This window comes from Microcystis flos-aquae FACHB-1344, assembly GCF_014698375.1.
Classification (GTDB): Bacteria; Cyanobacteriota; Cyanobacteriia; order Cyanobacteriales; family Microcystaceae; genus Microcystis; species Microcystis aeruginosa.
On the sequence record NZ_JACJSW010000193.1, the window covers coordinates 1 to 26,212 of the forward strand.

At 43.2% G+C, this 26,212-nt stretch carries 17 protein-coding genes and 2 pseudogenes; 5 read left to right on the top strand and 14 right to left on the bottom strand.

All coding sequences use genetic code 11. From position 1 onward, the window contains the following. Positions 1 to 137: 137 nt before the first annotated feature. The 9 genes and pseudogenes from H6G48_RS19595 to H6G48_RS19635 form a co-directional block, all read right to left on the bottom strand. Positions 138 to 2,762 carry a DNA polymerase III subunit alpha gene (locus H6G48_RS19595; protein ID WP_190722919.1) on the bottom strand — a complete coding sequence of 875 codons (2,625 nt, stop codon included), beginning with the start codon at positions 2,760 to 2,762 and terminating at the stop codon, positions 138 to 140. An 84-nt stretch (positions 2,763 to 2,846) separates the two neighbouring features. After that, positions 2,847 to 3,677: an amino acid ABC transporter substrate-binding protein gene (locus tag H6G48_RS19600; protein ID WP_190722920.1), complete on the bottom strand. Its 831-nt coding sequence runs from the start codon at positions 3,675 to 3,677 to the stop codon at positions 2,847 to 2,849. 80 nt (positions 3,678 to 3,757) lie between these two features. Next, positions 3,758 to 5,278, bottom strand: coding sequence for a circadian clock protein KaiC (gene kaiC / locus H6G48_RS19605; RefSeq protein WP_002797104.1), 1,521 nt, complete (start codon positions 5,276 to 5,278; stop codon positions 3,758 to 3,760). 252 nt (positions 5,279 to 5,530) lie between these two features. Then, positions 5,531 to 6,446: pseudogene (locus H6G48_RS19610) on the bottom strand (IS1634 family transposase); the annotation flags it as partial. A 334-nt stretch (positions 6,447 to 6,780) separates the two neighbouring features. Next, on the bottom strand, positions 6,781 to 7,347 hold the full coding sequence (locus H6G48_RS19615) for a DUF4231 domain-containing protein (protein ID WP_190722921.1): 567 nt from the start codon (positions 7,345 to 7,347) through the stop codon (positions 6,781 to 6,783). A 51-nt stretch (positions 7,348 to 7,398) separates the two neighbouring features. Further along, complete coding sequence (locus tag H6G48_RS19620; RefSeq protein ID WP_242034700.1) at positions 7,399 to 9,609, bottom strand: tetratricopeptide repeat-containing protein; 2,211 nt, start codon at positions 9,607 to 9,609, stop codon at positions 7,399 to 7,401. Between the two features lie 84 nt (positions 9,610 to 9,693). Continuing rightward, the gene (locus H6G48_RS19625; protein ID WP_190722922.1) at positions 9,694 to 11,826 is read right to left on the bottom strand and encodes a cache domain-containing protein; all 2,133 of its coding nucleotides are present in this window, start codon (positions 11,824 to 11,826) and stop codon (positions 9,694 to 9,696) included. A gap of 22 nt (positions 11,827 to 11,848) precedes the next feature. After that, a complete protein-coding gene (locus H6G48_RS19630) occupies positions 11,849 to 16,042 on the bottom strand; it encodes a TIR domain-containing protein (RefSeq protein WP_190722923.1) in 4,194 nt (1,397 codons plus the stop codon). A gap of 44 nt (positions 16,043 to 16,086) precedes the next feature. After that, a pseudogene (locus H6G48_RS19635) lies at positions 16,087 to 16,429 on the bottom strand (RNA-guided endonuclease TnpB family protein); the annotation flags it as partial. 358 nt (positions 16,430 to 16,787) lie between these two features. Between H6G48_RS19635 and H6G48_RS19640 the strand changes: the two are divergent. The 5 genes from H6G48_RS19640 (at position 16,788) to H6G48_RS26955 (ending at position 18,963) form a co-directional block, all read left to right on the top strand. Further along, positions 16,788 to 17,345 (top strand): hypothetical protein, encoded by a 558-nt coding sequence (locus H6G48_RS19640; RefSeq protein WP_249268183.1) that lies wholly within the window; start codon positions 16,788 to 16,790, stop codon positions 17,343 to 17,345. Positions 17,346 to 17,512: 167 nt separating this feature from the next. Continuing rightward, positions 17,513 to 17,755: a hypothetical protein gene (locus tag H6G48_RS19645; protein ID WP_170915603.1), complete on the top strand. Its 243-nt coding sequence runs from the start codon at positions 17,513 to 17,515 to the stop codon at positions 17,753 to 17,755. Positions 17,756 to 17,919: 164 nt separating this feature from the next. Then, positions 17,920 to 18,081 (top strand): PEP-CTERM sorting domain-containing protein, encoded by a 162-nt coding sequence (locus tag H6G48_RS19650; RefSeq protein ID WP_170915604.1) that lies wholly within the window; start codon positions 17,920 to 17,922, stop codon positions 18,079 to 18,081. Between the two features lie 451 nt (positions 18,082 to 18,532). Continuing rightward, positions 18,533 to 18,685 (top strand): DUF29 family protein, encoded by a 153-nt coding sequence (locus H6G48_RS26950; RefSeq protein WP_423202551.1) that lies wholly within the window; start codon positions 18,533 to 18,535, stop codon positions 18,683 to 18,685. A gap of 47 nt (positions 18,686 to 18,732) precedes the next feature. Beyond that, the gene (locus H6G48_RS26955; protein ID WP_079210252.1) at positions 18,733 to 18,963 is read left to right on the top strand and encodes a DUF29 family protein; all 231 of its coding nucleotides are present in this window, start codon (positions 18,733 to 18,735) and stop codon (positions 18,961 to 18,963) included. 448 nt (positions 18,964 to 19,411) lie between these two features. Here H6G48_RS26955 and H6G48_RS19665 read toward each other — a convergent pair whose 3' ends face one another. From H6G48_RS19665 to mreC, 5 genes are all read right to left on the bottom strand, one after another. Beyond that, entirely contained in the window at positions 19,412 to 20,338 is a 927-nt protein-coding gene (locus H6G48_RS19665; protein ID WP_190357388.1) for a branched-chain amino acid transaminase, read from the bottom strand. A gap of 23 nt (positions 20,339 to 20,361) precedes the next feature. Continuing rightward, positions 20,362 to 22,122 carry a M61 family metallopeptidase gene (locus H6G48_RS19670; protein ID WP_190722924.1) on the bottom strand — a complete coding sequence of 587 codons (1,761 nt, stop codon included), beginning with the start codon at positions 22,120 to 22,122 and terminating at the stop codon, positions 20,362 to 20,364. 145 nt (positions 22,123 to 22,267) lie between these two features. Then, complete coding sequence (locus tag H6G48_RS19675; RefSeq protein WP_190722925.1) at positions 22,268 to 24,718, bottom strand: transglycosylase domain-containing protein; 2,451 nt, start codon at positions 24,716 to 24,718, stop codon at positions 22,268 to 22,270. Between the two features lie 145 nt (positions 24,719 to 24,863). After that, a complete protein-coding gene (mreD, locus tag H6G48_RS19680; RefSeq protein ID WP_147070005.1) occupies positions 24,864 to 25,445 on the bottom strand; it encodes a rod shape-determining protein MreD in 582 nt (193 codons plus the stop codon). Continuing rightward, a complete protein-coding gene (gene mreC, locus H6G48_RS19685; protein ID WP_147070007.1) occupies positions 25,412 to 26,161 on the bottom strand; it encodes a rod shape-determining protein MreC in 750 nt (249 codons plus the stop codon). The genes mreD and mreC overlap by 34 nt, the downstream gene beginning before the upstream one ends. Positions 26,162 to 26,212: the final 51 nt, after the last annotated feature.

The following is a 26,212-nucleotide window of genomic DNA, read 5'->3' on the forward strand; positions in this document are numbered from 1 at the left end:
TCCGATTCCATCCCGAACTCGGTTGTGAAACTTCGCCGTGGCCAAGATACTTGTCGGGTTGCCGACCGGGACAATAGCTCGATGCCAGGATTATTCTTTCCTACCCCTCAATCCGACAAGATTGGGGGGTTTGGTTTTTAGGAAAAATCAGAGGATTTTAAATCTAAACCTCGCTCAAATATTGTATCTATGGCTAACATTTCTCCGTCGCTAGTCATAAATTTATGATCTTTGGTTGCTTGGATAGTTTGCCCATTTTCTAGGGTGTATTCAAAGACTTCTTGTAAACCTCGCTCGTGCCATTGAGAGATTGGTTGACTATAAACAAAACCATTTTGGTCAACAGTATAAACAGTGCAGTTAATTTCTTCGCTCACAATTTTAGCAATTGGTAATAATCCGTATTCCTCAGTTAAAATTAACGTCTCACCTCCTAGACAATATTCGGCAAAATTTACCATCTGTTCAAAGAGATTTTCAGCGATTCTTTTTTCCACACCATTTTTAGCAGCACCATCGATAAACATCTCCCTTTGTTTCTGCATTTCGGAGGCTTTTTTCTTACCCATTGCCCGACGCAATAGATCCGCTTCTCCTAGGGAATAACCGGCTAAATCCTGCGCCATTTTCATAATCTGTTCTTGATAGACTAAAACTGCGTAGGTTTCCTTAAGAATTGGTTCCAATAAAGGATGATCATAACGAATGGGTTCTCTACCGTGTTTTCTGCCAATAAAGAGAGGAATTAATCCCGCATCTAAAGGTCCGGGGCGATAGAGTGCTAAGATTGAAGATATGTCCTCAATACCCGATGGTTTTAACTCTTTAACTATCTGTTTCATCCCCGATGATTCTAACTGGAAAATACCTTCTAAATCCCCTTCTTCTAGTAATACGTGGGTTTTGATAATATCGGGAGGTAGTTTTTTATGTTCCCCTTTAGCCCGAATTTGCAGGGCTTTTCTTTCATCTAAAGGCAATTGTTCGAGATCAATATCTATACCCTGATTTTGTTTAATTAAATCGGCGGTTTTTTTCAAAGTGGTTAAATTTCTTAACCCTAAAAAGTCCATTTTTAACAATCCCAATGATTCTAAATCCTCCATGAAATATTGGGTAATTACCGCCCCATCATTATTTTTCTGGAGGGGAACCACTTCATCTAAAGGTTGGGAAGAAATGACGACTCCCGCGGCATGAACTCCGAAGGTTTTGTTAGTACCTTCGATACGAATTGCCATATCTAACCAATGACGCACATGGGGTTCCGTATCGTATCTTTCTTTAAATGCTGGTTCGGGAGTTTCATCGGAAATCATCACTTTTAAAGGTGTGGGTTTACCGCGAGAAACGGGAATCATTTTCGCCATTTTATCCGATTCGGCGTAGGGAATATCTAACACCCGCGCCACATCTTTTAAGACAGCTTTTGATGTCATGCGGTTAAAAGTAATGATTTGGGCAACATTAGCCTCCCCGTATTTTTCCGTGACGTATTGTATCATTTCATCCCGTCTCTCGATACAGAAATCCGTATCAATATCAGGCATAGATTTCCGTTCAGGATTGAGAAAACGCTCAAATAATAAACCGTGATGAACGGGATCAATATTGGTTATTTTTAAAGAATATGCTACCAAAGAACCCGCCGCAGAACCGCGTCCTGGACCGACGGGAATATCATGATCTCTAGCATATTTTATATAGTCCCAAACGACGAGAAAATAGGTAGAAAATCCCATTTTCTGTAGCATTTTTAATTCGTATTCAAGCCTTTCTTTGTAAACAGGCTCAATCTCGTGACGAGAAGGACATTTTAATCTTTCTAGTAATCCTAACCAAGCAATTTCTTCTACATAACTATCAGCAGTATGTCCCGCAGGAACTGGATAATTAGGGAGTCTCGGTTCATTAAATATGTTATAAGGTTCGACTTTTTCTGCTACTTCTAAGGTGTTATTAATCGCTTCTTCAATCACATCTTCGGGCAGATGATCACGGAAAAGTAAACGCATTTCATCAGCAGATTTTAAGTATTCTGTACCGCTATAACGGAGGCGTTTGTCTTCAGTAATTAACTTGGCAGTTTGAATACAAAGTAAGGCATCGTGTGCCTCTACATCGTAACAGGAAATAAAGTGAGAATCGTTAGTAGCAACTACTTTGATTCCTAATTCTTTAGCAATTTTAACTATTTCTACATTGACGATCCGATCTTCTTTAGAACCGTGGTCTTGAATTTCTAAATAAAAATCATCACCAAAAAGTTTTTTATACCATTTAGCCGTTTCCTTAGCCAGTTTCCTGTTATTAGCTAAAATCGCTTGGGGAATCTCTCCACCCAAGCAAGCACTGGTAACTATCAATCCTTCGTGGTATTGTTGGAGTAACTCTTTATTGATACAAGGACGAGCAAAAATACCTTTACCTTGAATACCTTTCAGATTAGAAATAGTAGTTAATTTAACTAGATTTTTATAGCCTTGGGTATTTTTGGCTAAAACAACTTGATGATATTTTCGGTGGCGAAGATTGACTTCAATATCGCCATTGACTATATACATTTCGTTGCCAATAATTGGTTTTATTCCCTGATTACGGCAGGTTTTAATTAATTCGATCGCACCATACATGACTCCATGATCGGTTAAAGCGATCGCTGGTTGTCCTAATTCGATCGCTCGATCAATTAGTGCCGGTAATTGGGAAGCACCATCAAGTAAGCTATAATCACTGTGAATATGTAAACCGACAAAAGACATAGTTTTTCAGGAAAAAGTGACCAGGAAAAGGGGAAAAAAACCAGAATTTACTTACTTTTAATTTTCAGCCATCACAGTCTATTTTTAGGGTTGATTGAGAATCCTATAGGGAAAAAAACCTTGTTCTAAATTAAACCATTGTTCTCGCAGTTTCCGGTTATCATTGCTGCCGACAACAGTATCAACAAATTTTTTCCATTCGGGATCGTTTTTGGGTAAAATACAGCCATAAAGTTCGGTGGTAATCGGTTGACGGGGTAGTAGCACAAATTGTCGCAGATCATGTCCTTGTTTAACGATTTCCCCCAGCAGAAGAATTCCATCACTAACCACTGCGTTTACTTCTCCCCTTTGTAATTTTGCCACTGCCTCACTTCGATCGCTGACAGCTTGCCAATTAGCCAGAGGATAGATATAACGAATAATACTATCGGTGGTGGTGTGGGGAATATAGGCGATCGCAACTGCCGCTAAAGTGTTATTAATATCTATTTTATCAACATTTTCCCTTTTAGTTAGAAATTGCGCTCCTGTCATAAAATAGGGAATAGAAAAATTAACCTTTTCTAGTCTTTCTTCCGTGATTGTTGCCGCATTACAGGATAAATCTACTTGTCCCTGTTCCACTTGCTGAAAACGATTATTAGTCGTCGCTTCTGTAAAGTTTATTGTAACCGGTTTACCTACTTCTTGTTCTAATCGACGTTGGACTAAGCGCATTAATTCCACTCCATAACCTGTCCATTGTCCCGTTTTCTCATCGATATAACTAAAGGGAGTAGCGTCTTTTCTGGCTGCCGCTTTTAATTCTCCCGTGCGAGCAATTCTTTGTAAAACTGTTTCTGCTAAGACTGATAAATGTAGGTTATTTATCAGTAAAAGACCTAGAAAAATAAAGCAAAAGTTTTTAGACATATCAAGAAAGCAAGAAGAGGACAGGAGATAGGGAGAAAAAAGCTAACGGCCGACGCATGATTAGCAAATGCTGCTATATTTTAACTACGATCCTCAAATAATCCACTCAAACGTTCTACTTCTGTTTGTGCTGTGTACATAGGAGTTCCAGCCAGAATTCCGGTAACATTGCGGAAAGGTTGACCGATGTGCATACCTTGATGATCGATCGAAAACTCACGAATATCCTTATCGTGCATAGAACCGCGCATTTTTAAAACAGTGATACCGCGGCGCATTTCTCCATACATTTCCACATAACGCAGCAGAATAATTGAATCGGTAATTGTAGAAATATGAGCTTCTGTAATCGAGGAACCACCTAATAAAGTGGGAGTGGTGGAAGTAAATAATCCTCCCACCTCTTTTTGCTTAATAAAAGAAGTCAAACCGATAATAAATTCCCGAAATCCTTTCAGATTAGAAACCCTTTCTAAAGCAGATAAACTATCTACTGCCACTCGATTAGGTTGAAACTCCTCGATAATTTCCTTCATCATAATTAAATGATTTTCTAAACCCGTAGTTTCGGGATAACGGCAGACTACCTTTAATTTACCTTCCTTTTCCATGCGGTCATAATCCACACCCCAACCGGTAGCATTTCTAAATAACTGTTCTCGACTTTCCTCGAAGGCAAAAATTAAACATCTTTCCCCATTGGTTACTCCCCCGGCCATAAATTCTGTCACCATCAGGGTTTTTCCTGTTCCTGTGGCTCCCGAAACCAAAATAACCGAATCGCGGAAGAAACCACCCCCACACATTCTATCGAGTTCCAGACTGCCGGAAGTAATACGAATATTAGAGGATTTTTGTTCTAATTCAATGGCTGATAAAGGAATAATCACGGCCCCTTTATTGGGAATAATTGTAAAAGGAAATTCTCCTTTTTGGTGATCGGTTCCCCGATATTTTAAAATTTCGATCGTCCTTCTTCTTTTCTCATCGGTTAAAACGTTGCGTAAAATCACCACATTATCGGCCACAAACTCCTCCACCCCATAACGACTGATTTCGCCGTATTCTTGGGTTCTTTCTGCGGTCATAATCGCTGTTACTTCCAATTCTCGCAAAGCGGTTGCCAGACGAAAAAGATCACTTCTCACTTGAGCGCTATCACTTAAATGGCTGAAAATTGCGCCTAAAGAATCCATAGACACCCGTTTGGCTTTATTTTTGCGGATAGCAAACTCAATGCGAGCGATTAATGCGCCTAGGTCGTATTCTCCCGTCACCATCGGCTTTTCTTCCGGTTGGGGGGAAGCATCGACAAAGGCCCATTGACGATTCTCCTCCCACTGCCGGATATTCCAACCAAAACCACCCATATTTTTTCTTAGTGCTTGGGGTGGCTCCTCGAAGGTGACAAAAACGCCATTTTCTCCATTTTTGATGCCTTCTGCCAGAAATTGACAGGCAAAAACCGTTTTAGCACTTCCTGCCGTCCCCGCTATCAAAGTTGCTCGTCCTTTCGGTAATCCCCCTTCCGAAAGAAAATCAAAGCCGGGGATTCCTGTTTCTAACTTCTCAATCAACTCTAGGGGATTATTTTGCGTCATTTAAGTTCTCTATGAAAACGAGCCAATGTTTATTGTACCTATTTCAGTGACCGGCGATACCAGAAATTTATCCCTAGTTTGAGAGTTTGAGCATTGGTAATAAAATTTCCAAGACATAGTTTAAATGCAGGACAGCTTAACCCAAGAATAAATGGGGCGTTGTCAGATGTAAAGATGCTCCGAATCAGCTTGGAACTGAAATTACTTTGATAGCAAGGATTGCATTGTATCTTTCATATTCTGATCTGACAACGCCTCTTTTCTAGCTTGACTTTCAACTAGCAACCATCTTTGTTCTATTCCCCCATAGTTAGAGCTTGTTTCCCGCCAGGAATAACCCGGTATTTCTGCATCGGTTAACTCTTTTTCTGAGATGCTATCGACTAACTCTTGAGCGGCTTTAATGCTGAAGGGGACTCGAGATAACCAACGCATTTCTCTCATTAGTCTTTTTAAACCCCAGGGCGCTATCGCCGACTATTAAACTGTCAAAGTCAACTTGTTTTTGAAATTCTCGGGCGATTTGACCAAAAACCGCTTTGTCCGCTTCATTTCCGTCACCTACTTTCAGGAATAAAGGTACATCTCCATCCCCACTTACGATTAAGTCAATCATAAATTGTTTCAAGTCAGGTCGTCGGTCGCGGGAGTATCCGTAGGTAATTTTTATTGGCTGTTGTCTGGTTTCAATTTCTTCTCCCACTGCTCCTGATTTCAGGATTTCTACTGTTGGGTATTCCTTGTTATATTCTCCTTCTACTGATAGAGAAGTCGCCTCTAAATGGCAATTCTCGGTCGCTACACCAAATTTTTTCACGGCTGCTAAACTAATCAGTAGGAAAATGACCGAAACATTCAGTTGATAAAGTTTGTCCATTACTCGACCAATTTTATCATCATTTAATTGTTTGGGTTCGATGCCTTCTCCCAGCAGATGTTCGGTTGCTTTATCTTCAAAAAATTGAGGAAATAAATACAAGGACCCGGAGACAAATCCCAATCCATTCAGGATAATTGCTTTCACGACTTGCCCCGCTGTGACAATTTCTCCTCGCTCAATTGAGACTTGTTCGTTGATAATTTCAACGATTCCTATTTCATCGATAATTCCGGCTACTAATCCCAGATGGTCTAGATTTTTGACTTCAATTTCTGTTGATTGATTCATGGTCGAACAGTCCACTGCCTAAGTTTTCCAACAATTCCTATTTTTTCATAATTAGGGGTCTCAAGACCGCCCTAGCGGCCACCGAGAAAACCTTCACCAGCTAAGTATTTTTACTCAAGTCTCTGGAGGGGGACAGCTTATGTGACAGTTGAGGGTGCGGAATGTGGGATGGATTGTTTCTCCCTGCTCCCCGCTCCCCGCTCCCCACTATCCTATACTTTTTCAACAGGATTTGGTATCAGACCCCTGCCTAATATTATCTCAGGACTAAAAGGTTTTCTGGTGGAGAAATCGACCTAATTGACACTCCCATCGCTAAATATTCCTTGTCTTGCTACTGAGGTGGTGTTTTAGCGATTTCTGCTTGCTGTTTTGGCTTTTCTTTCTCCTGTACAACCTGGCTGAAATACCCTTCCACATCGCGCTGGATAATGTTTTCTACTCGTTGAGCAAAATCGGGATAGACTTCGGCGTGATTTTGGGCATGGCGATAAGAACCACTCAACTGGAGAAATTGCCAGCCCTCAATTTTCATCGCCTCTGCCGTGTTGCGATAGTGGCGATAGCGTTCGCCATAATGAAAGAACTCTTCAACGGCAGCACTGATAGCAACCACCTGACTTAAGCCAAAGGCGAGCCAACCGACTACTACTTGAACGTCATTGGCGTTGATATTAAGACTGACCAAGGCCGGAACAATCACCCCCCCGATAATTGTGAGCAGTCGGAGAAAATAGTATTGGTTGCGGGTTGTCTGGGCCCTGCCTTCTAGCCACAGTAATTGCTCGAGCCAGCGGGCTTTCATAAACTGCTTCTGTAAATCTGGCAAGTCAATCTGCTCGATCAAAGCACAGATTTCTTGCTGGAACTGCTCACGATAAAGTTTGGACTTTTTTGGCATAATATTTGTACTTTTAATCAGTTAGTAGAAAAAAATTTCGGCTCTGGTTTCTCAAGTTTCCCGATTTCCGATTCCCGCTCCTTGAGCTTTCCAATAATCAAACTTAGTTGTGTCTAGATGCTCGACAATCCCCCCCAATTGACGCACTTGCTTGACCATATCACCAGTCCCGCCACGTCCATCACCGCCTTTGCCATCCCAGAGGACAATCAACCGCACCCGATCGATTCCGTAGATCAAACCGGAATAGAGCGCCCAACGATTGTTGCGCTCAAAGGGATTGCTTCCTTGCGGGACTGCTCCGATTCTTTCTGGTTGTAGGTTGAGTACGACCTGGGGATGATTCTTAATTCTATAGAAACGCTCTACCCAATCATCGCCGGCAAAGCTGACTGACTCTTCAATAAATTGAGCCGACTCGAAGGGCAGATAGACCTCGACTTTCATCTGGCGCTCTAAACAGGCTTCTAGAAACAGGATATCGCCCCCACAAGCGAGTCCCGGCACGATCGCCAGATCTCCGGCATCAGCTTTTAGATTATCGAGTACCTCCTTAATTTTTTGTTGCGCCTCGGTTTCCATATCCGAGGGAAACCGAGGCCTCGGGCGGTCTGGCTTGTCAATCATGTGGCCGGAGAAGAGGAAAACTTGCGGAGGTTCCTTCACCGTTGGGGAGGAGATCGCGGCTTCTTGATGTTCTATTCTCTCCAATTCTGCTTCGAGGACATCGAGGCCCGACTTGACATATTCAAGGCGGAAATTCAGGGATTCTAAGAGTTTCAATTGTTCTAGGGTTGAAAGTAAAGCAAATTTATTGTTCCAGAGCCGGTTGAGCGCCCTTTTATAGGCTCTGGCCACCTGTTGCGGGTTGCGGGCGGTACAGATGGCCAGATCGCCGAGGGAGAGGAAGACCCAAACATCGTTGTTATCCTTGAGAGCAGCACTGTCCAAGCTAAATTTAACGGCTCCAGACAGCACCGGCAACTCCTCTTTGATCGCTTTCTCTTCTGGATCGCTATCCTTGCCAGCCGGTGGCGCTAAATGCTTCAGCAGAGATGATAAGATCAGGGCGTTGATGCCGGAATAGTAATGATTCTGATCGAGGCGGTAGGCTTGCAGGTAAGTCTCAATCGCTTTTTGTAGTAAGTGGGCCGATTCTTCGGCTGTTTGGAGGCACTCCGCTTCATTGGAGATGCCGACCCATCGCTCCTTCCACATTTCCTTGTAAATGCGAGCTAAGTAGGAAATGGCATCTATATTGGCCGGTTCATCCCGCAGCAGCGACTCTAACTGTACGACTGCCTCATCATATCGCTTCAGTCGGCTCAGGTGAAAGGCTTCCTCGCGCCGGAATTCGGCATTTTTCGGCTGCATTGTCAGTCCGTTGCGATATTGCTGCAGCGCAAGTTGATAATTTCCTAGATTTCTTAAGGCTTTCCCCGCTTCGGCGATCGCCTCGCATTTGATTAGGGGGTTGCTCACTTCTTCGATCAACAGCAAAACGTCACCAATGCGATCTTGGCGTTGGGCGATCACTACCCGTTTCCGCCAATTGTTGTACTCATCCCAGTAGCCAATGGCTAGGGGGGTTTGCAAGGACCGGCGATCGGGTTCTTCCAAGCCGTCGAGTAAATTGAAAATGGGGCTGTGAATGCGATGATGGTCTGATTCCCAGGTAGCGCGAGCCATTTTAGCGATCGCCTGTTTGTCTTTTTCCAGGTATTGGCGATCGGGCTGGCCATTCTCGTCACAATGGTAGGGGAGAGTGCGGACGTTAAAAATATCGAAGGGCAGATAACCTCGGCCCGACTGGATATGAATTAGTCCCCGCTTGCGTAGGGCGTGGCGTACTCCTAACTCATAAAAAACGTTGGCATTATCAATGCTGAGGTCAGCAATTACCAGATCCGCCAGCAATAGTTCCTGAAACATATCGGTGAGGATATCGCCGCTGACGCTTTCTTCATCGGCTCGAAACGGCTCAAATCCAGCTTCGATTAAGGCTGGTTTAATTAAATCTTGATAGATGCTATTAAAATCTATCCAGCGGTCGTCTGGCCCTTTTTTCTTACCAAAGGGCATGACGACGAAGGCATGGGGCAATCCCTGGGGGCTGGCAGCGGTATCATGCTCTTGTTTCGGTTGGGGAACTAGCTCTAGGTTGGACTCAGAAACTTGTTCGGCGTTGGCGGTAGAATTTTTCTGGTTAATAATCTCTTGACTGGGCATCTTAATCTCCCTGACTCCAGCAAAATTTATCATAACTTATTTTAGTGAGATTGAATCCCCAGCCATTTTTTGTTAAAAAAGGGTTCTTCTCAACCTAGTATGTAAAAAGGTAAGAGCCTAAAAAACTAACATAGTTACCAACAGTAACAGTGCCAGATTAGTCGGCCAATAAAGTAGCTTTGGGATTAAGTTATTTTTATAATGAATCCAATCAAGTTTGATGTTAGAAGCAAAAAGGATGGCATTAATTGCCACTAAAATTATCATTATATTTAGTATGAAATAGAAATAATCTAAATAAATAATACCTGCCGTGATAATTTTTTGTCTGAGATTAATCTGATCGATAATGACAATGAAAAGAAAAGCCCCACAAGCGGAAACGATCTCTAAAGCGGTAAAATCTTGATTTTCACCGCTCTCTTTATGTTTGATGATCAGTATTTGAATACAAAAAAGCAGTAATAGGACAACAATAATTATCATCATATTACTAATCAGTACATTGATAAAATTTCGTTGGAGAATAACCGTAAAATAGAGTTCGGGAAAATTGTCTTGACCGATATAGCTATTAATGCCAAAATTGGTATTATAGTTATTTAGTTTGTACTGGAAAAAACTACTCTCTAGATTCCAACCTGGCAGAACAAAATCCTCTGCTAAACCGGGTAGGGAAGTAGGAATCATCAAATCGTAGGCATCAAAATCTGGGGTGAGGATGATATTTTTGTAGAAGTCTTTAGGCCAGAGGCGAATCCAGACATCTTTAACATCAAAGGGATATTTAGAATAATCAAAGTTTTCTCGGAGTTTAGCTTCAAAATACCAGACGATCACTTCAAAATTTTGGTCTTGATGACGATGAATCTCGGTTACATTGGGATCAACTGCTTCGGGAAGAATAAAACCCCGACTGACGTTTTGAGGGATATTCTTATCATACTTTTGCCAAATATAGCCCGTGATAAACACATCATTAGCATCTTCAAATTCTAGAGACTGCACAAAAACTCCTGTGGGAATATAGAGGGGGGAGTCTTTAGGGTTTTCGGATTTACGAGATTGCAAGAATTTATTTAAACCCGCTTTTTTCAGAAGCACTATATTGTTTTTCTGTTCGATTTTACGTTCAGAGATTTGCAGATACCAGATAAATCCGATTCCCGCCAGCAAGACAACAGAAGTGGAAGAAGAGACAGCCCAAAGACTGCGAACACTGCCTTTATAAGCGCGAAAGATTAGGATAAATAGAAAAAAGAAAAAGCTAATTATCTGTAGGTTAATCAGCAGCAGTTTGTGATGTAAGCTCTTGGTGTTTAATAAAATTTCATCTTGAATGAAGACAGCACTTAATGTCCAACCTGTAGTAGGAATAGGTTCAAAAAATATCCAGCTAGATTGTCCCGTTAAGGGATTTTCAAAATCCATTTCAATCTTAGCTCCTTTAAGAGCTTTTTGGGCTGGAACTCGCAATTTTTCGGGTTTATACCCTTGAGAAATTATTTGAAAGATGGTTTTTTGCTCTTTAACCCAATCTTCGATGGGACTATAGATAAAAGTTCCTTTTTTAGATAGGATAAATCCGTAGCCAGTCTTACCTAGTTTGAGCGAGTTCATTAAGTTTTTTAACCCATCTGGGGAATAGTTGGCAAAGACTACCCCAGAGGGAATATTTTTTTTGGTTTTCGGATTGAGGCGATAAAAAGGAGTGCTAAATTCTGCGAGTAAAGTGTTAGTTGCCGCTCCAAAATGAGGTTCTAACCAAACTGAACCGGAGGCTAAGGACTGGATATACCAATCACCCTTTCCGGGTTGAGTATAATCGTAAAAAGATTCCAGTTGCAGTGATTGCAGTTTACCCTGTTTTCTGATGTAGTAGGGAGCATACAGACGCATCTGGGGTTTGTAAGTATAGGGAGCATAAGCTACACCTAATCCGAACCAATTGGGATTTTGCTCTAGCGTGCCTTTTAATCGCTCAAGCAACTGTTGATCTTTAAGTTTACCCTGACTGATATCGTGGGCGATAGAATTGGCACTATTCTGGAGTTTACGAAGCTGGTTATCGATTTCTTTAGCGGCGCGGACAGCTTCTTGTCGGGCATTATTTTTCGCTGTTTCTCTGGTTTGATTTTTCTCCCGCCAGTAAGCATAAATGGTGAAGGTCGCCAACAAGAAACTGATGACGCAGAGAGTCAGGGACAGTCTAAAGATTCGTTGTTGCCAAGGATTAGTTTGAGGTTGCATTTTGACTTAACCTTATTTTATTTTAATAATCTTTGCCGAGAATCTGATCACAAAGGCGGCGATCTCTCTCTGTCACCTCAGAGTTATGCTGTAAATAATCCTTTAACCACTTGCAAGCGTATCTTTGGATATCTTGGGGCGTTAAATTGGAAGCCAAATCCCAAATAATTACTGTTTTGTTGCTGCTCCCAGAGACAAGAGTTTTACCGTCTCGACTAAAATGGATGGCGTTAACATCAGCCCCAAACCCCGGCAGCATATTCACCAAAGTACCGTCAAGTTGCCAAATTCTAATGGTATCATCAGCACTAGCCGAAGCAATTTGTTGTCCGTCGGGGCTAAATTTAACGTCCAACACCGAATTAGAATGTCCTTCGATGGTTTTAACAGAGGAAGGAAGCCATTGTCCCTTTTCATCAGTCTTCCAGAGTTTAATAGTATTGTCGCCACTTCCAGAAACGAGCATTCGACCGTCTGGGCTGAAATCAATCGCTAAAATGGGACTTAGATGTTCTTTGAGAGTGAGAATACTTATCAAAGTGCCGTTGCCATCTAGCCGCCAGATTTTGATCCTATTATCGGCACTTCCGGAAGCAATAAACTTACCATCTGGGCTAATCGCCACTGCTTGAACAGCATCAATGTGTCCTCTCAGGGTATTGAGCAACTTACCATCTAGCCCCCAGATTTTGAGCGTTTTGTCCCAATTTCCTGAGACAATAAACTTGCTGTTGGGGCTAATTGCGAGGTCGTTAACACCACCAGTGCCTCCTTTCAGGGTATTGAGTAATTCACCATCTAGCCGCCAGATTTTTACCTTTCCGTCTGGACTTCCTGAAACAATAAATTGACCATTAGGACTAATCTTGACAGTGCTAACTGAATCTTTATGTCCTTCCAGTGTATTCAATAATGTCCCGTCTGGCTTCCAGAGTTTGAGTGTTTTATCCCCACTTCCTGAGACAATTAGATCAGCACTCAAATCGACAGCCGACACCACATCGCTATGGCCAAAAAGGGTGGTCACTAATTTACTGTAAGGTCTCCAGAGTCTAACCTCGTTGTCGTCACTCCCCGAGGCAATTTGCAGATTTTTACCGTCGTTATGGACATCAACCGTATTAACTGCATCGCTATGTCCCCAGAGAGTCATTAATAAAGTGCCGTCAAGTTTCCAGAGTCTGACTGTTCTGTCATAGCTTCCCGAAACGATTTGCTGACCATCTGGGGTAAAAGTCAGCCCGCTAACAGAAGCCTCATGCCCTTCCAGCGTACTCAGCAACTTCCCGTCTCGTTTCCAGATTTTGATTGTTTTATCCATACTACCTGAAGCAATCAACTGACTATCTGGGCTGAAAACCACTAGGTTTACCGGTCCCTCATGTTCTTCCAGCGTCTTCAACAAGGTCCCGTCTCGCCTCCAGATTCGGATTATTTTGTCCCTATGACCTGAGGCAATCAACTGACCATCGGGGCTGAAAGCGACTGTATAAACATAACTCCAATTCTGATTACCTTTCAGTGTCTTCAATAAGGTCCCGTCTCGTTTCCAGAGTTTAACAGTGGTATCGTTACCAGCAGAGGCAATCAACTGACCATCCGGGCTGAAAGCGACTGTGTTAACTGTATCCCGATGTCCCTTCAGTGTCTTTAATAGGGTCCCGTCTGTTTTCCAAAGTTTGATTGTCTTGTCTGTACTAGCGGAGGCGATCAACTGACCATCGGGGCTGAAAGCCACTGCATTTACTGAACCTTTGTGTCCACCACGCTTTTCATCAAGAGTGGCTAATAAACTCCCGTCTCTTTTCCAGAGTTTGAGCGTATTGTCTGCACTAGCGGAGGCAATCATCTCACCATCGGGGCTAAATTTGACCCCGAAAACACTACCATCATGTCCTGAGAAGATATTGGTTTGTTTGATGCCATAGAGGGCTATCTTGAGGATCTCTTTCAGATTATTTTTCAGCTTGGGCGGTAGATTAACGAAAGGTCTTTGCTCTAGATCTGTTCCTAGCCGCTGGGCCTTCATAGCTGCTGTCAACGCTTCCAATTGTTCGTTTAAGGCAAAGGAAGCTTGACTGGTTCGATTGACGGCGACAATCTCGCTAATGGCTGCTCGGCGATACTCTGAGGCGGCAAAAAACCCCAAGCAAGTCGCCACCGCCCCGAATAAACTGACGACGACTAACCACTGCTTTTGCCGTCTGGCATTTTTTTGCTCTTGTTCTAGGCGTTTTTCTGCCTCTTGGGTTCGTTCTTGCTGAAGCTTGAGTAACTGTTGTTGTCGTTCTTTTTCTGCTGTTTCCGCCGCTTCAATGGCTGTCTGACTAGCTTGAATAAATTCCTTATGTAACTCGGTTGCTGGTGGTTGTTTATTTTGTTGCTCAATTTTCTTTAACCAAGTTTGAGCAAGGACAAATTCACTGCCCCGGAGTAGTAAGTCAGCATTTTTTTGGCTATTTTCCCATTCTTTGGCTCTCTGTAACCATTTGCTATGGTTATGAACGTGATCTCTGTCTGTATGTATGGTTCTAACTAACTGAGTAAAATTGGTCAGAAAGTCCCCGCCATGCTGACTAAAATCAAGCCACTGAATACTAGCTAAAGCAGGGGGCAAATCTTTGGCTGCAACTTTTTGGTGTAAAATCGTGATAATTCTCTTATTTAATTTTTGGGCATATTCCACCTCATCAGAACAATAAGGTGAATTGATTGATTTGGGAGAAATGATAAATACAAAGTTGTCGGAAATTTCAATGCCTTGATAAATTTCTCGCCGAAAGTCTTCTCCCGAAGCGATACTTTCTTGATCGAACCAAGTGAGCTTACCGAGTGAAGTCAGAGCCTCATTTAATCTTCTTGCTAAATCTGAATCGGCACGAGAATAAGAGATAAAAACTTCTAAAGAAGATGGTTTATGTTGATTGAGACTAGCGATAATAAATTCTTCCTGTAGCGGTAAGGGAGGGGATTCTTTTCGCTGTTTAGCTACCTTCAGCCAAGCTTCAAAATGTTGGAGATTATAGCCTCGCAATAGGACACTAGGGTTGTGGGTTTGCTGCTGCCATTTCAAGGCTTTGACTAACAGCACTTTATGACTTTCATGATAAGCAACATCACTGTTTAATTCCTTCAATAATTTATCGATACTACTGCGATATTTTTCCCGATCTTCATATTCAGTTAAGTCAATAAATTGTAATTTCTGTAACTGGGAGGGGATTAACTCAATATCGGTCTTTTCAATCAGCAAAGGAATAATTCGTTTGTTGGTAGCAAAAGCGTGAGCAAGTTCTAGATAACAGTATGATGATTGCAGGGCTTCTGGAGATATTAAATAAACAAAGTTATCCGCCCCTTCAATACCTTTATTAATTTGCTCCTGAAAGGCAGTTCCCGTTTTAATATCCGTATGATTAGTCCAGACGGTAAAGCCTTCGCGCATCAGAGTCTTGCGAATTTTCTCCTTGATGGCATTATCTTTTTCTGACGATGACAGGAAAACCTGTGTCATCAAATTATTAGCATTTTTACTACTTTCGCTAATAAATTCGCAGTGTAAGTCCGTGGGCAAGCAAGGCGGCTGTTCCTCAGTAAATCTATGTTTTAACCACTTTTCTGATGCCTGTCTCTCTTCGCCAATTAACAGATAATTAGTTTGCTTCTGATTCCTTAACCAATTTAAGGCTTTAACTAAAAAAATACTGTGCTTCTGGACATAGTGTTGCTGCTGATCAATCGCACCGATCAAACCAGCAAAAGAGCTTTCAAAATCATCAATTTCTTCTCGGAAATAGATCCAGTTGATTTTGCCGATCGCTGGGTGCATATTCGGAAAACTAGAATGCCTTCCCTCGGCTTGATATGTTTGCCAGTCAGCTTCAGTTTTATCTGGGTTTCTTTGCCGCCAAGTTTCTTGGCTAATTTGTTCAACATGAAGCAGAGGAATAATGCGCTTGTTGTACTTAATCGCTAGATTAATTTCTTTTAGGCAATATTGCGAATTAACCGAATGAGGGGCGATGATAAAAATAAAGTTATGTGTCCTCTCGATGCCATCATTAATCTGTTCTTGATAGTCCACAGCCAAGGGAATATCTTCTTGGTCGAACCAGACGTTTAAGCCTTGTGCTGCCAACCTTTGATTAAGCTTAATAGCAAAAGCTTTACTATCAGCCCGTCCATAGGAGATAAAGACATCAAAGAAATTTTTCATTTTACTCCCCCCGTGAACTTTAGAGAAAAAGAAAAGTTATTTGCCTACGCAGAGTAACTGGAGTTTGGCGTTGTCAGATCAGAATAGGAAAGATGCCATGCAATCCTTGCTATCAAAGTCATTTCAGTTCCCAGCTGATAAATATTTTTACTGGCGTTAATATCTCGGTCATGGTGAGTTCCACAGTTCGGACAGTCCCATTCTCGAACATTTAACGGCATTTTCAAGGGCAATATACCCGCAATTACTACACCTTTTAGAACTGGGAAACCATCTATCTATTTCGATGTAATTTCTTCCATACCAACGGCATTTATAGGCTAATTGTCGGGTAATTTCTCCCCAACTAACGTCAGATATTGCCTGAGATAAACGGCGGGGTTTCAGACCCAAAATTTCCGATGATAATTGTCACCCTCGTGCCTGCGGCTAGGTTTAAGGGTTCTTCTAGTTGAAGGGCTGTTCCATCAAATACGGCTTCGAGTGCTTGAGGCATTATTTTCTAACTGCTGAGGACGGACTATCTATTTATGTTCATTATAGCCCGCCCCTTGCGCGACCAGATCGGCGTACTGCTAGGCAGTGCCTTCGGCATCCCACTTAGACTCACAGTTTCAATCAATGGCTTTAAACCCAATTTTTCGGTAATGCTTATGGAGTATCATTTGATGGTTCGGTTGTTGTCGGGGTAAGTCGATCGGCTAGTGGAGACGAACCGTTTCGCTGGACACAAGCCACAGGGATAGTGGGGCTAGGGTATCTCCCTGGTGGTGGTTTCTGGGGAGAAGCTAATGCGGTATCAGGGGATGGTTCAGTCATCGTTGGTTTCAGCGATTCGGCAAATGGGCTGGAGGCCTTTCGTTGGACACAAGCTACAGGGATGGTTGGACTAGGCGACCTTCCAGGTGGTGGTTTCGGTAGCTTCGCCTTTGGAGCATCACAAGATGGTTCGGTTGTCGTCGGCCTAAGGGAGGGTGCCAGTGGTCAGAGGGCGTTCATCTGGGATGCGACTAATGGTATGAGAGACTTGCAAGAAGTCTTAGTCAATGACTTCGGATTAGACCTAACAGGATGGCATTTATCTAATGCAAGGGCAATTTCCGCTGATGGACTAACAATCGCAGGTAGTGGAGGAAATCCCAATGGACAATTCGAGGTATGGATCGCTAATTTATCGCCTACAGGAACAACGCCTACCAATCCGCTTCTCCCCACCCCAGATCCAAGCAACCCCAACGGCTTTACCTTTCCTAATGTTTTCGTCGGTATTATAGCGGTTCTCACACCTGAGAGGCACACTTAAACCTTTGCTGACCAGACTTTTCAACATCGATAATGTACCTCTTGCGAACAGGAAACGCTACAATGGATTGGGTACAATTAGCCCCATCTTTTTCGATCCGATTGTAGCAGTAGGGTATGATTACTCGGTGACAGGCGGCCCCTTATTCGCCTCAGTTTTAATCCCCAATGCTCCCCCAGGGCGACAGTAACTTTATCCTAGAATTACCCGGAATTGGCAATTATCCCCTAGTTGCGGGAACGACCTTCGATTTACTGAGTGTCAATGCGGGTTTGGGATTTAGTAACTTCCGCGTTAGTGGCATTGATCCTGCGGAAATGCTCGATCCAACTAATCCTACTGCTTTTGTGACCGGAATAACATTTACCGCTCCCGGAACAGTAAGTAGTCGTGCAAAATTAATTTCCTAGTCGAGACTCCGAGACAGGAGACTCCGAGACAGGAGACTCCGAGACAGGAGACTCCGAGACGGGAGACTCCGAGACAGCTATTAGGGATCGGATTTGAGTTTTCAGTTCACTGTTTCCTCACACCAGAAGTCTGACGGAGTAGTGGCTTAGATGTGTAATTAATTTTGCTTAGGTACTTAACAGTCACCCAAAATCCCATCGTTCAAAATACTGGTGGCGTTATTGTTCCTGAACCGTCCAATTTATTGGGTTTAGGATTACTCGGATTCGGTGCTTTCTTGACGGGAAAATTAAATAAGAAGAAGCTAGGACAAAAAGACTCATAATAGCAATTATAGCGGTTCTCACGCCTGAGTGGCACAGTTAAACTTTTGCTGATTAAGCTTTTCAACATCGATAATGTACCTCTTGCGAGCAGGAAACGCTATATCATTAATCGTGTTGCTTATACAACATGATGGCGATTTCCAGCTTCAGTTATCAACCTGACTTTGATGGTAAAGTCCATAAATTCCCCATTTTTGGCATTTCAATCAGTTAGCGTCTAAATCATTAGATAAAAGGGCATCCTCTAATTTTAGGGGGTGCTTTTTGTCGGTGTATAATGGCGATATATTCTGAAGGATTGAGGAATAACCGATGACTTATGCCAGACAAAGTTTATCATCTATCTATGAAGAAGATTATCAGCAATGGCTAAATGAGATGGTTTTATTGTAAAAAAAACGTCAAGTTAATAGTTGAGATTATGAGCATTTGATCGAGGAGTTAGAAGCTTTGGGAAGGGAACAAAAAAATGCGGTTGAGAGTTTAGTAATTCAAATCATACAACATCTTTTATTCTATCAGTATTGGTCAGGCGAAAGAGAAGATAACCAGCGACATTGGCGAGGTGAATTAATTGGTTTGCGGACTCAATTGGAATTATAGCGTTTTTCAGTCTGCTGAGGTACAAAAGTTATGGGTTTTAGGCACTCATGCAAGAGGCAAAAGGCAAAGGGGAAGAAAAACAGGTGTACCTCACTAGCTTAGGAAACGCTATAAGATTAACGACCAATCTCAGAAACCATTTATCTAATCGTCTCGATTATCTTTATGGTAAAGCCAGAAAAATGGCAGAGGTGAAAACGGATTTAAAATTACCCTCGGCAAGTCCTTATACTTTGGCCGATATTGTAGATGAAGATTGGCTTCCTGAAATTAGGTAAAAAATTCTTCAGAAAATTTTAGCTAGGATGGAACCTAGTTTTTTAAGATAATTCTTAATTTAAAATCTTTACTTTTTAGATGCTTATATCCTTGAGCCTATTCTAATTCATCCGTAGGGATTTAAGAGAATATAATTGGGGTTTGCTGAAAAAGTTTGTTGGTAGGGTCAGGAGTCGATAGCCAGTCGGGGAGATTAGAACCTCCCTATCTTCTGAATTCCAAAAGATTGTTAATTTGGTTCTTCGTTACTTGGTATGGTTAGATCGGGGGACATAAATCGACTAAATCCTTACCCGACAAGAGAGTTAATTGATTAGTTCGTTCTAGATCGAAAACAATTGACAAAGATAGCCGAACATCTCTGTGTATAAGGGTTTCATCCCTCATGACCCCGTCCATTGCATGAAACAAACCGAAGAACCGGAAAAATTGAGTGAATTTGTCTAACTACAAAGGAACTTTAGTAATCCAATCTTGATACTTTGGTTCCTGATTGAGAACGATAGAACTTAACTTTTCTTTTAACTGATAAGTAATCGGTTTAGCCGCGGGTAAAGAAAAAGTTTCAATCCTTTTAATCGGAGTAATTTTCGCCGCAGTGCCACTTAAAAACACCTCATCAGCGATAAATAACTCCGTCTTATCTACAGGTCTTTCAATAACCGGAATACCCAAATCCCGCGCGATAGTTAAAACACTATCTCTAGTAATACCCTCTAGGATATCTTGGTCAAAACTAGGAGTAATTAGCTGACCATTTCTGATGATAAAAATATTCATTCCCGTCGCTTCACAGACTTTACCCTGAGAATTCATTAAAATTGCCTCATCAAACCCCGATTCTACCGCTTCCGTTTTTGCTAAAGCAGAAGTGATATAAGCGGCGCTAATTTTACCTCGCAACGGGAAACTTCTATCCTCCTGACGATACCAAGAACTAATCCGACAGTTAACCCCATCGGCTGCTAAATAATCATCCATTTCTAGACCATAGACGAGAAAATCCTTCTCGATACCATGCAATCGCGGGGCAATTCCCAACCCCGAACTATAGACAAGGGGACGAATATAAAAAGGTCGATTACACTGATTCTTTTTAACAAAATCGATAATTATTTGATAGATTTTATCGGCAGGAATCTCGTAATTAAGAAACTTAGCACTTTGACTTAAACGCTGACAATGACGTTCCAATCTAAATAATAATATCTGTCCAGGATTGCTAGGGTCGGGAGTACCTCGTAAACCACCGAAAGCGGCAGTTCCGTAGTGTAGTGCGTGGGTAGCAACGGATAACTTTGCCTCGCTAAAAGGGATAAATTTATTCTCAAAATAGGCGAGAGGAAGGAAAGGAATTTCGGCAGTAATAGACATTTTTTTGTTGATTTAACCAAGAACTAAACGGGATTTACCCATGCGGAAAAATTTTGTTTCTGGCTATTAGAAGGATTTTCTACCCTGATAATTTCATAGCGAATCGTCTGCGGGGCAGCCAGTGGAACAGCAAGGGTTCGCAATTCATCGAGATGAAAGACTGTTATCTGAATAATATCACCTGCGCGGTAGTCTTTTAATCTTTCGTTTAACTGTTCCGCCGTCACTCGCAATCCATCGATAGCCAATAATTCATCATCAGCATTAATTCCCGCTTTTTGGCAAGGGGAACCCATCTCGACAAATTTAATTATTTCTTTACCCGCTTCACTCTGTAGCCGCATTCCCAGATAAGGTATCGTCTCCCCATTGTCAACACCCCGCAGATAGAGTCCAAAAGGTTCAAGATATTGATTAAAGGGTAATTCTTCTAAACCGTCGATATAACGCTGGTAGAAGTCGCTTAAATCCACTCCCGCAGCCGATTCGAGAATTGCCTGCAACTCCCCATCGGTATAACCAATCTCCTCTTTACCGAAATGTTGCCACATCGAGCGTAAAACATCATCGAGGGAACGACGGTTATCGGTGTGGGTGCGAATTAGTAAATCGAGAAGCAGCGACAATAATTCCCCCTTGAGATAGTAGGAAATTTGACTATTATCGCTATTACTATCCCGTCGGTAGAGTTTTATCCAGGCATCGAAACTCGATTCGCCTAGAGGTTGGACAAGACGACCGGGTATATTGAGATAACGGCTGATTTCTTTGCTTAAAAGCTCTAAAAAAGTCTTACTATCGTATATTCCCGCCCGTAGAGGGATTACTATATCGTAATAACTGGTGGTTCCTTCGGCAAACCAGAGGGAAGAAGTATAATTTTCTGCATCATAATCGAAGCTTTCTAAAGCTTTTGGGCGAATACGCTTGATATTCCAGAGATGAAAGAACTCATGGGCGACTAATTGCAGAAAACGATTATATTTATCCTTATCTCGTAATCCCAAACGCATATAGTTAAGGGTACAGGAATTTTTATGTTCTAGTCCCCCGTAACCAGCCGCCGAAAGATGTAGCAAAAAGAGATAATTATCATAAGGGAGTCCACCGAACATAGCCGACTCGGTTTGAATAATTTTAGTGGTATCGGCGATAATTTGACTAGGATTGGCGTTTCCCCGTCCCCAGATAGCTAATTGATGGGGTTTTCCCTCGACGACAAAATCGTATAACTGATGAATCCCCACCTCCACAGGACTGTCCACTAGGGTATCAAAATCGGGAACGTGAAAGGTGTTTTTCTGTCCGGATAAAGATTTTAAGGCAGTGGTAACGCGCCAATCGCCATGGGGGGGGATAATTGTCAGGGTGAGGGGATGTTTTTGATAATCGGGGATATAGAAAAATAAAGCAGCCCCGTTGAAGTAACCGTGAGTATCATCGAGATGGTTGGTTCTGACGGTTAAATCGTGGGCAAAAACGCGATATTTGACTGTTATTTCGGAACTGTCACCATTGTCAATCTGCCAGTGATTTTTAGCAACTTTGCGACTGTTGAGGTTAACAGCTTGAAAATCTTGGACTAAACGGGAGTATTCCCGCACTAGATAGGAACCGGGAGTCCAAACCGGCATTTTTAGGTTTAAAATCGGAGCTTGCCAACCGGTAATCTGTAGAGTAACTTCAAAGAGGTGTGAAGTCGGTTCCGGCATAGCCACTTGATAGCTGAGACTTAAACGAGTTGAGGAGATGGTAGTGGGGGAAATAAGACTGGTCATCGGCATTAAACGGCTTTTAAGTTATTATAGCGGCAGGCTTTCGGCTAATTTCCCCGGTTTCGCCGCCAAAAATCCGATGGGTTTCCAAGATTTGGCCGAGCAGTTTTGGAACGACAACCCCCGCAAATCCTGCGAGGGTTGTCGTGCCGATTCAGCGTCTTTCTGCCGGGGGTGCGGGAGGAATCACATCGGTGGGAGGGGTTACCTCTAGGGGAACCGAACGAGTTTCGGGGGCCGCCACAGTGACGGGAACGGTAATCGGTTCGGCTGCCGCGGCGGCCGTATTTTCAGGACTAGGCGCAGCGGCGCTGGACGGAGCGACGGTAGTACGCCGACGACTAGAACGGCGTTGGCCCGGTTCGCTAGTATTAGAACGAACGATAGTTTGCTCGCGACTTACCCGAACCCGTCGCCGTCTGCGGATGGGGCCTTCGGTGGGGGAACCCTCATCGCTGCTGGCTAAACGATTGTTAGTAGTTTGGGTAAAGTAGGTACGTCGGGGTTTAATGGGTTCCGCTTTTACTGTCACTGGACGTTTGCCTAAATTCGGTTCTGGGAAACCTTGATAGGGAATATCCTTGATTGCTCCTAACATAAATTGTCGCCACATCCAAGCGGACATGGTACTGGCTCCATTGGTGGGTTTATTATTGTCATTACCGAGCCAAATTCCCGTGACTAATTGGGGAATATAACCGACGAACCAAAGGTCGCGAGCTTTATCAGAAGTGCCGGTTTTTCCTGCTACCGGACGACCAATTTGTGCGGGGGTTCCCGTTCCCGAATTAACCACATCCTGCAGCATCCAAGTCATCGTCGCTGCCGTGTTTTTATTCAGAGCAGTTTTCGGTTTAAAATTGGCTTGATAAATTACCTTACCATTGCGATCGAGTACCTGATTAATACCGTAAACTGGTTGATGCACACCATTATTAGCAAAGGTTCCGTAGGCGCTGGTCAATTCTAAAAGATTGACTTCCGAAGCACCCAAAGCCAAAGAATAAGTGGGTAAAAGTTTCGACTGGATCCCCATATCTTGAGCTAATTTAATCACCGGATTCCAACCCACAGCCACTAACACCTGAACTGCCACCACATTCAGGGAAGAAGTCAAAGCATCGCGCATGGACACCTCGCGGCCGCTATACTTATCGCCGTAGTTTTCTGGTTTATAACCATCCACCACATACTGTGCATCTTTATAATTAGAATAGGGGGATTTCCCCGCCGCAATCGCCGCCGCATAGACAAAAGGTTTAAAAGTAGATCCCGGCTGACGTTTTGCCTGTGTCACCCGATTGAATTGATGCTTATCGTGGTCAATTCCCCCGACCATAGCCTTAATTTGTCCATTTTTGGGGTCAATTGCCACTAAAGCCGCCTGTTGGAAGTGCTGCCACTTGCCATAACGAGAAACCGCTCTTTCTACCACTTCCTCCCCTTCCCTTTGCCAACGAGGATTAAGGGTAGTTTTTACCACCAATCCCCCCGCTTCTAGGGTTTTAGCGGGAACCAGTTGCGGCAGTTCTTTTTCCACATAATCGGTAAAATAGGCCGCTTGCCGTTGCAGACGTTTTAGGGGACTGGTTTTAATGACTAGGGGAGATGCGATCGCCAGTTCTGCTTGAGCGTTAGTAATAAATCCCACCTCGGCCATAGTTTTTAGGACGATATTACGCCGTTCTAGGGCAGATTTAGGGTTTTCGAGGGGAGAATAGAGACTAGGAGCGGGAACAATCCCGGCAAGGGTGGCAGCTTCGGCTAGAGTTAATTTATCGACGGGTTTACTGAAATATAACCAAGCGGCATCGGCAAGACCGTAGGCCCCGGAACCGAGATAAACTAGGTGAAAATAACGCTCTAAAATCTGGTCTTTTGTATAGTTATCTTCTATTTTCTGAGCGATACGCATTTCCCGTAATTTGCGATCAAAGCTCCTTTCTTGGGATAAAAAGACAATCCGGCCCAATTGTTGGGTGATGGTGCTGCCTCCTTCCACCACTCCCCCGGCTCTTAGGTTAGAAAAGAGAGCGCGAGCAATACCCTGGCCATCAACTCCCCCGTGTTGGCGAAAACGGCGGTCTTCACTAGCGATAAAGGCCTCCTGTACCAGTGGGGGAACTTGGGCAATTTTCACGGTTTCGTAAGTGCTAGGGCCATTTTGCTTGAGGATTTCCCCATTAGCGGCTTGAATGGTTAGGGTGCCGGGACGAGTATATGTTTGTATATCGGCGATATTTTGCGGTAGAGAGGTTTCAAGGCGATAAATGCCCCAACCTACCCCTAAAATGCCCCCAGTTACGCCTAATCCCAATCCCAAGTACAACCCAAAGCGGGGATGTTGTCGCCATTGCGGTAAGGGGGAATTGTCGATCAGGGTAGTAAATTTGTTTTTTATGGGTTTAAATGTCTCTAGAGCCTTGCTACTGGTTTGGGAGACTAAATTAACCTTTTTTTCTTCGGAAGCGGCTTCTACTGGCTTTTCCCCCGCAAATGGCGCAGATTTGGAGTCTATAGGATCGACTTTAGGGGGTTGCTCGGAATTCTCTAATTTATTAGCAAGATTATGAAAAAATTGACTAAGTTTTTGTTTGTATTTCATGTTAGTTGAGCGGGTGAGGGTGAGGGTGTTGGGGTGTTGGGGTGTTGGGGTGGTGGGAAGTGGGGAAAGGGAAGTGGGGAAGTGGGGTGTTGGGGAATTTAGCTGAAATTTCCCCATCTCCCTATTTCCCTAAATCCCTATTTCCTTAAAGATCGCTAAATTGTCGCCACCATTGCTGGAGGGGATAATAGACGAGGGGAGTCCAGAGACTACTAAGCAGAGCAGCAGTGAGGCCAATGCGTTGATAATCGAGCCAAAGATCAGCGAGATTTTTGCCTCCTTGTAGATAGTATTGAAAAGCGATCGCACCATCGGCGATTAAAGTCATAACAAAGACAATTAAGACCACGGCGATCAATTCTTCTTTAACATAACGTTGTCGGTGTAAACGGGAAGTGAGGAAACCGATGAGACCAAAAACCATGATATGGGAAGGATAATTAGAGGTAAGACTATCTTGAATAGTGCCGAGCGCTAATCCGGCCACCACACTATCGAGACAAGAGCGATTGAGACTCCAACTAACCAACCAAATCAGTAACCAATTGGGAGCGATGCCTAAAATCTCCATACCGGGCAGCCGCATTAAGGAAAGAAAGGTACAGAGAAGCAGCGAAGCGATAGTGACTAAAATATTCAGTATAAAACGAGAACGGGCTGATAAACGGTTTAATTTCAGCATAATTCCCCCTCTCACTGCTGGGGTTGCGGGTGAACGAACACCCATTCGAGATTGTCCACGGTGGCGGTAAATTCAATTTTGGCGGTGGGGGCGGGATTTTCCTGTAAATTAAGGGAAATTATGCGACCGATGGGCAACCCTGGCGAAAAAAGGCTACTAAAAGCCGAAGTTGTCACCACATCTCCCGGTTTGACATCGGGAGCTTTTTCAAAAAAGCGCAGGGTGGCGACTTGGGAATCCTGACCTTGAATTAAACCCATGGCCCGACTACGATTCACCGTTGCTCCGATGCGACTTTGGGAATTACTGACCAATAAAACTTTGCTGGTGTGGGGAGTAACTTCCCTAATCCGTCCCACTAAACCGCCAATTCCCGTCACCGAAGCACCCACTTCCACACCATCGGTGCTACCCCGACCGATAATTACCTGTTGCCACCAATCATCAGCGCTGCGGCCAATAATTGGGGCAGAAATCAGGGGTTTTTTCTGGGTTTGATAATAACCAAGCTGTTTTTTTAATTGTTGATTTTGATATTCGACTTCACTTAAACGATTTTGTAATTCTCGCACCCGTTGATCGGCCAGAAGTTGCTCTTGCAGATTAGTTTCCTCTCCCTGAAAAGGGCGGGTTAATAAACCATACAATTCTAAAATCGCCCCACTTTGATAGGTGCGAATGTACCAAGCTCCTCCCAGAGCGGCAGCGAGCAGAAAAATTCGCCATCCCTGCTGTGTCCATTTTCGTCGTGCTGAATACATGAGCGATTTAAAACCTCTTGGCTGTGTAGAGTGAGAATCCGTGTGTTTTGC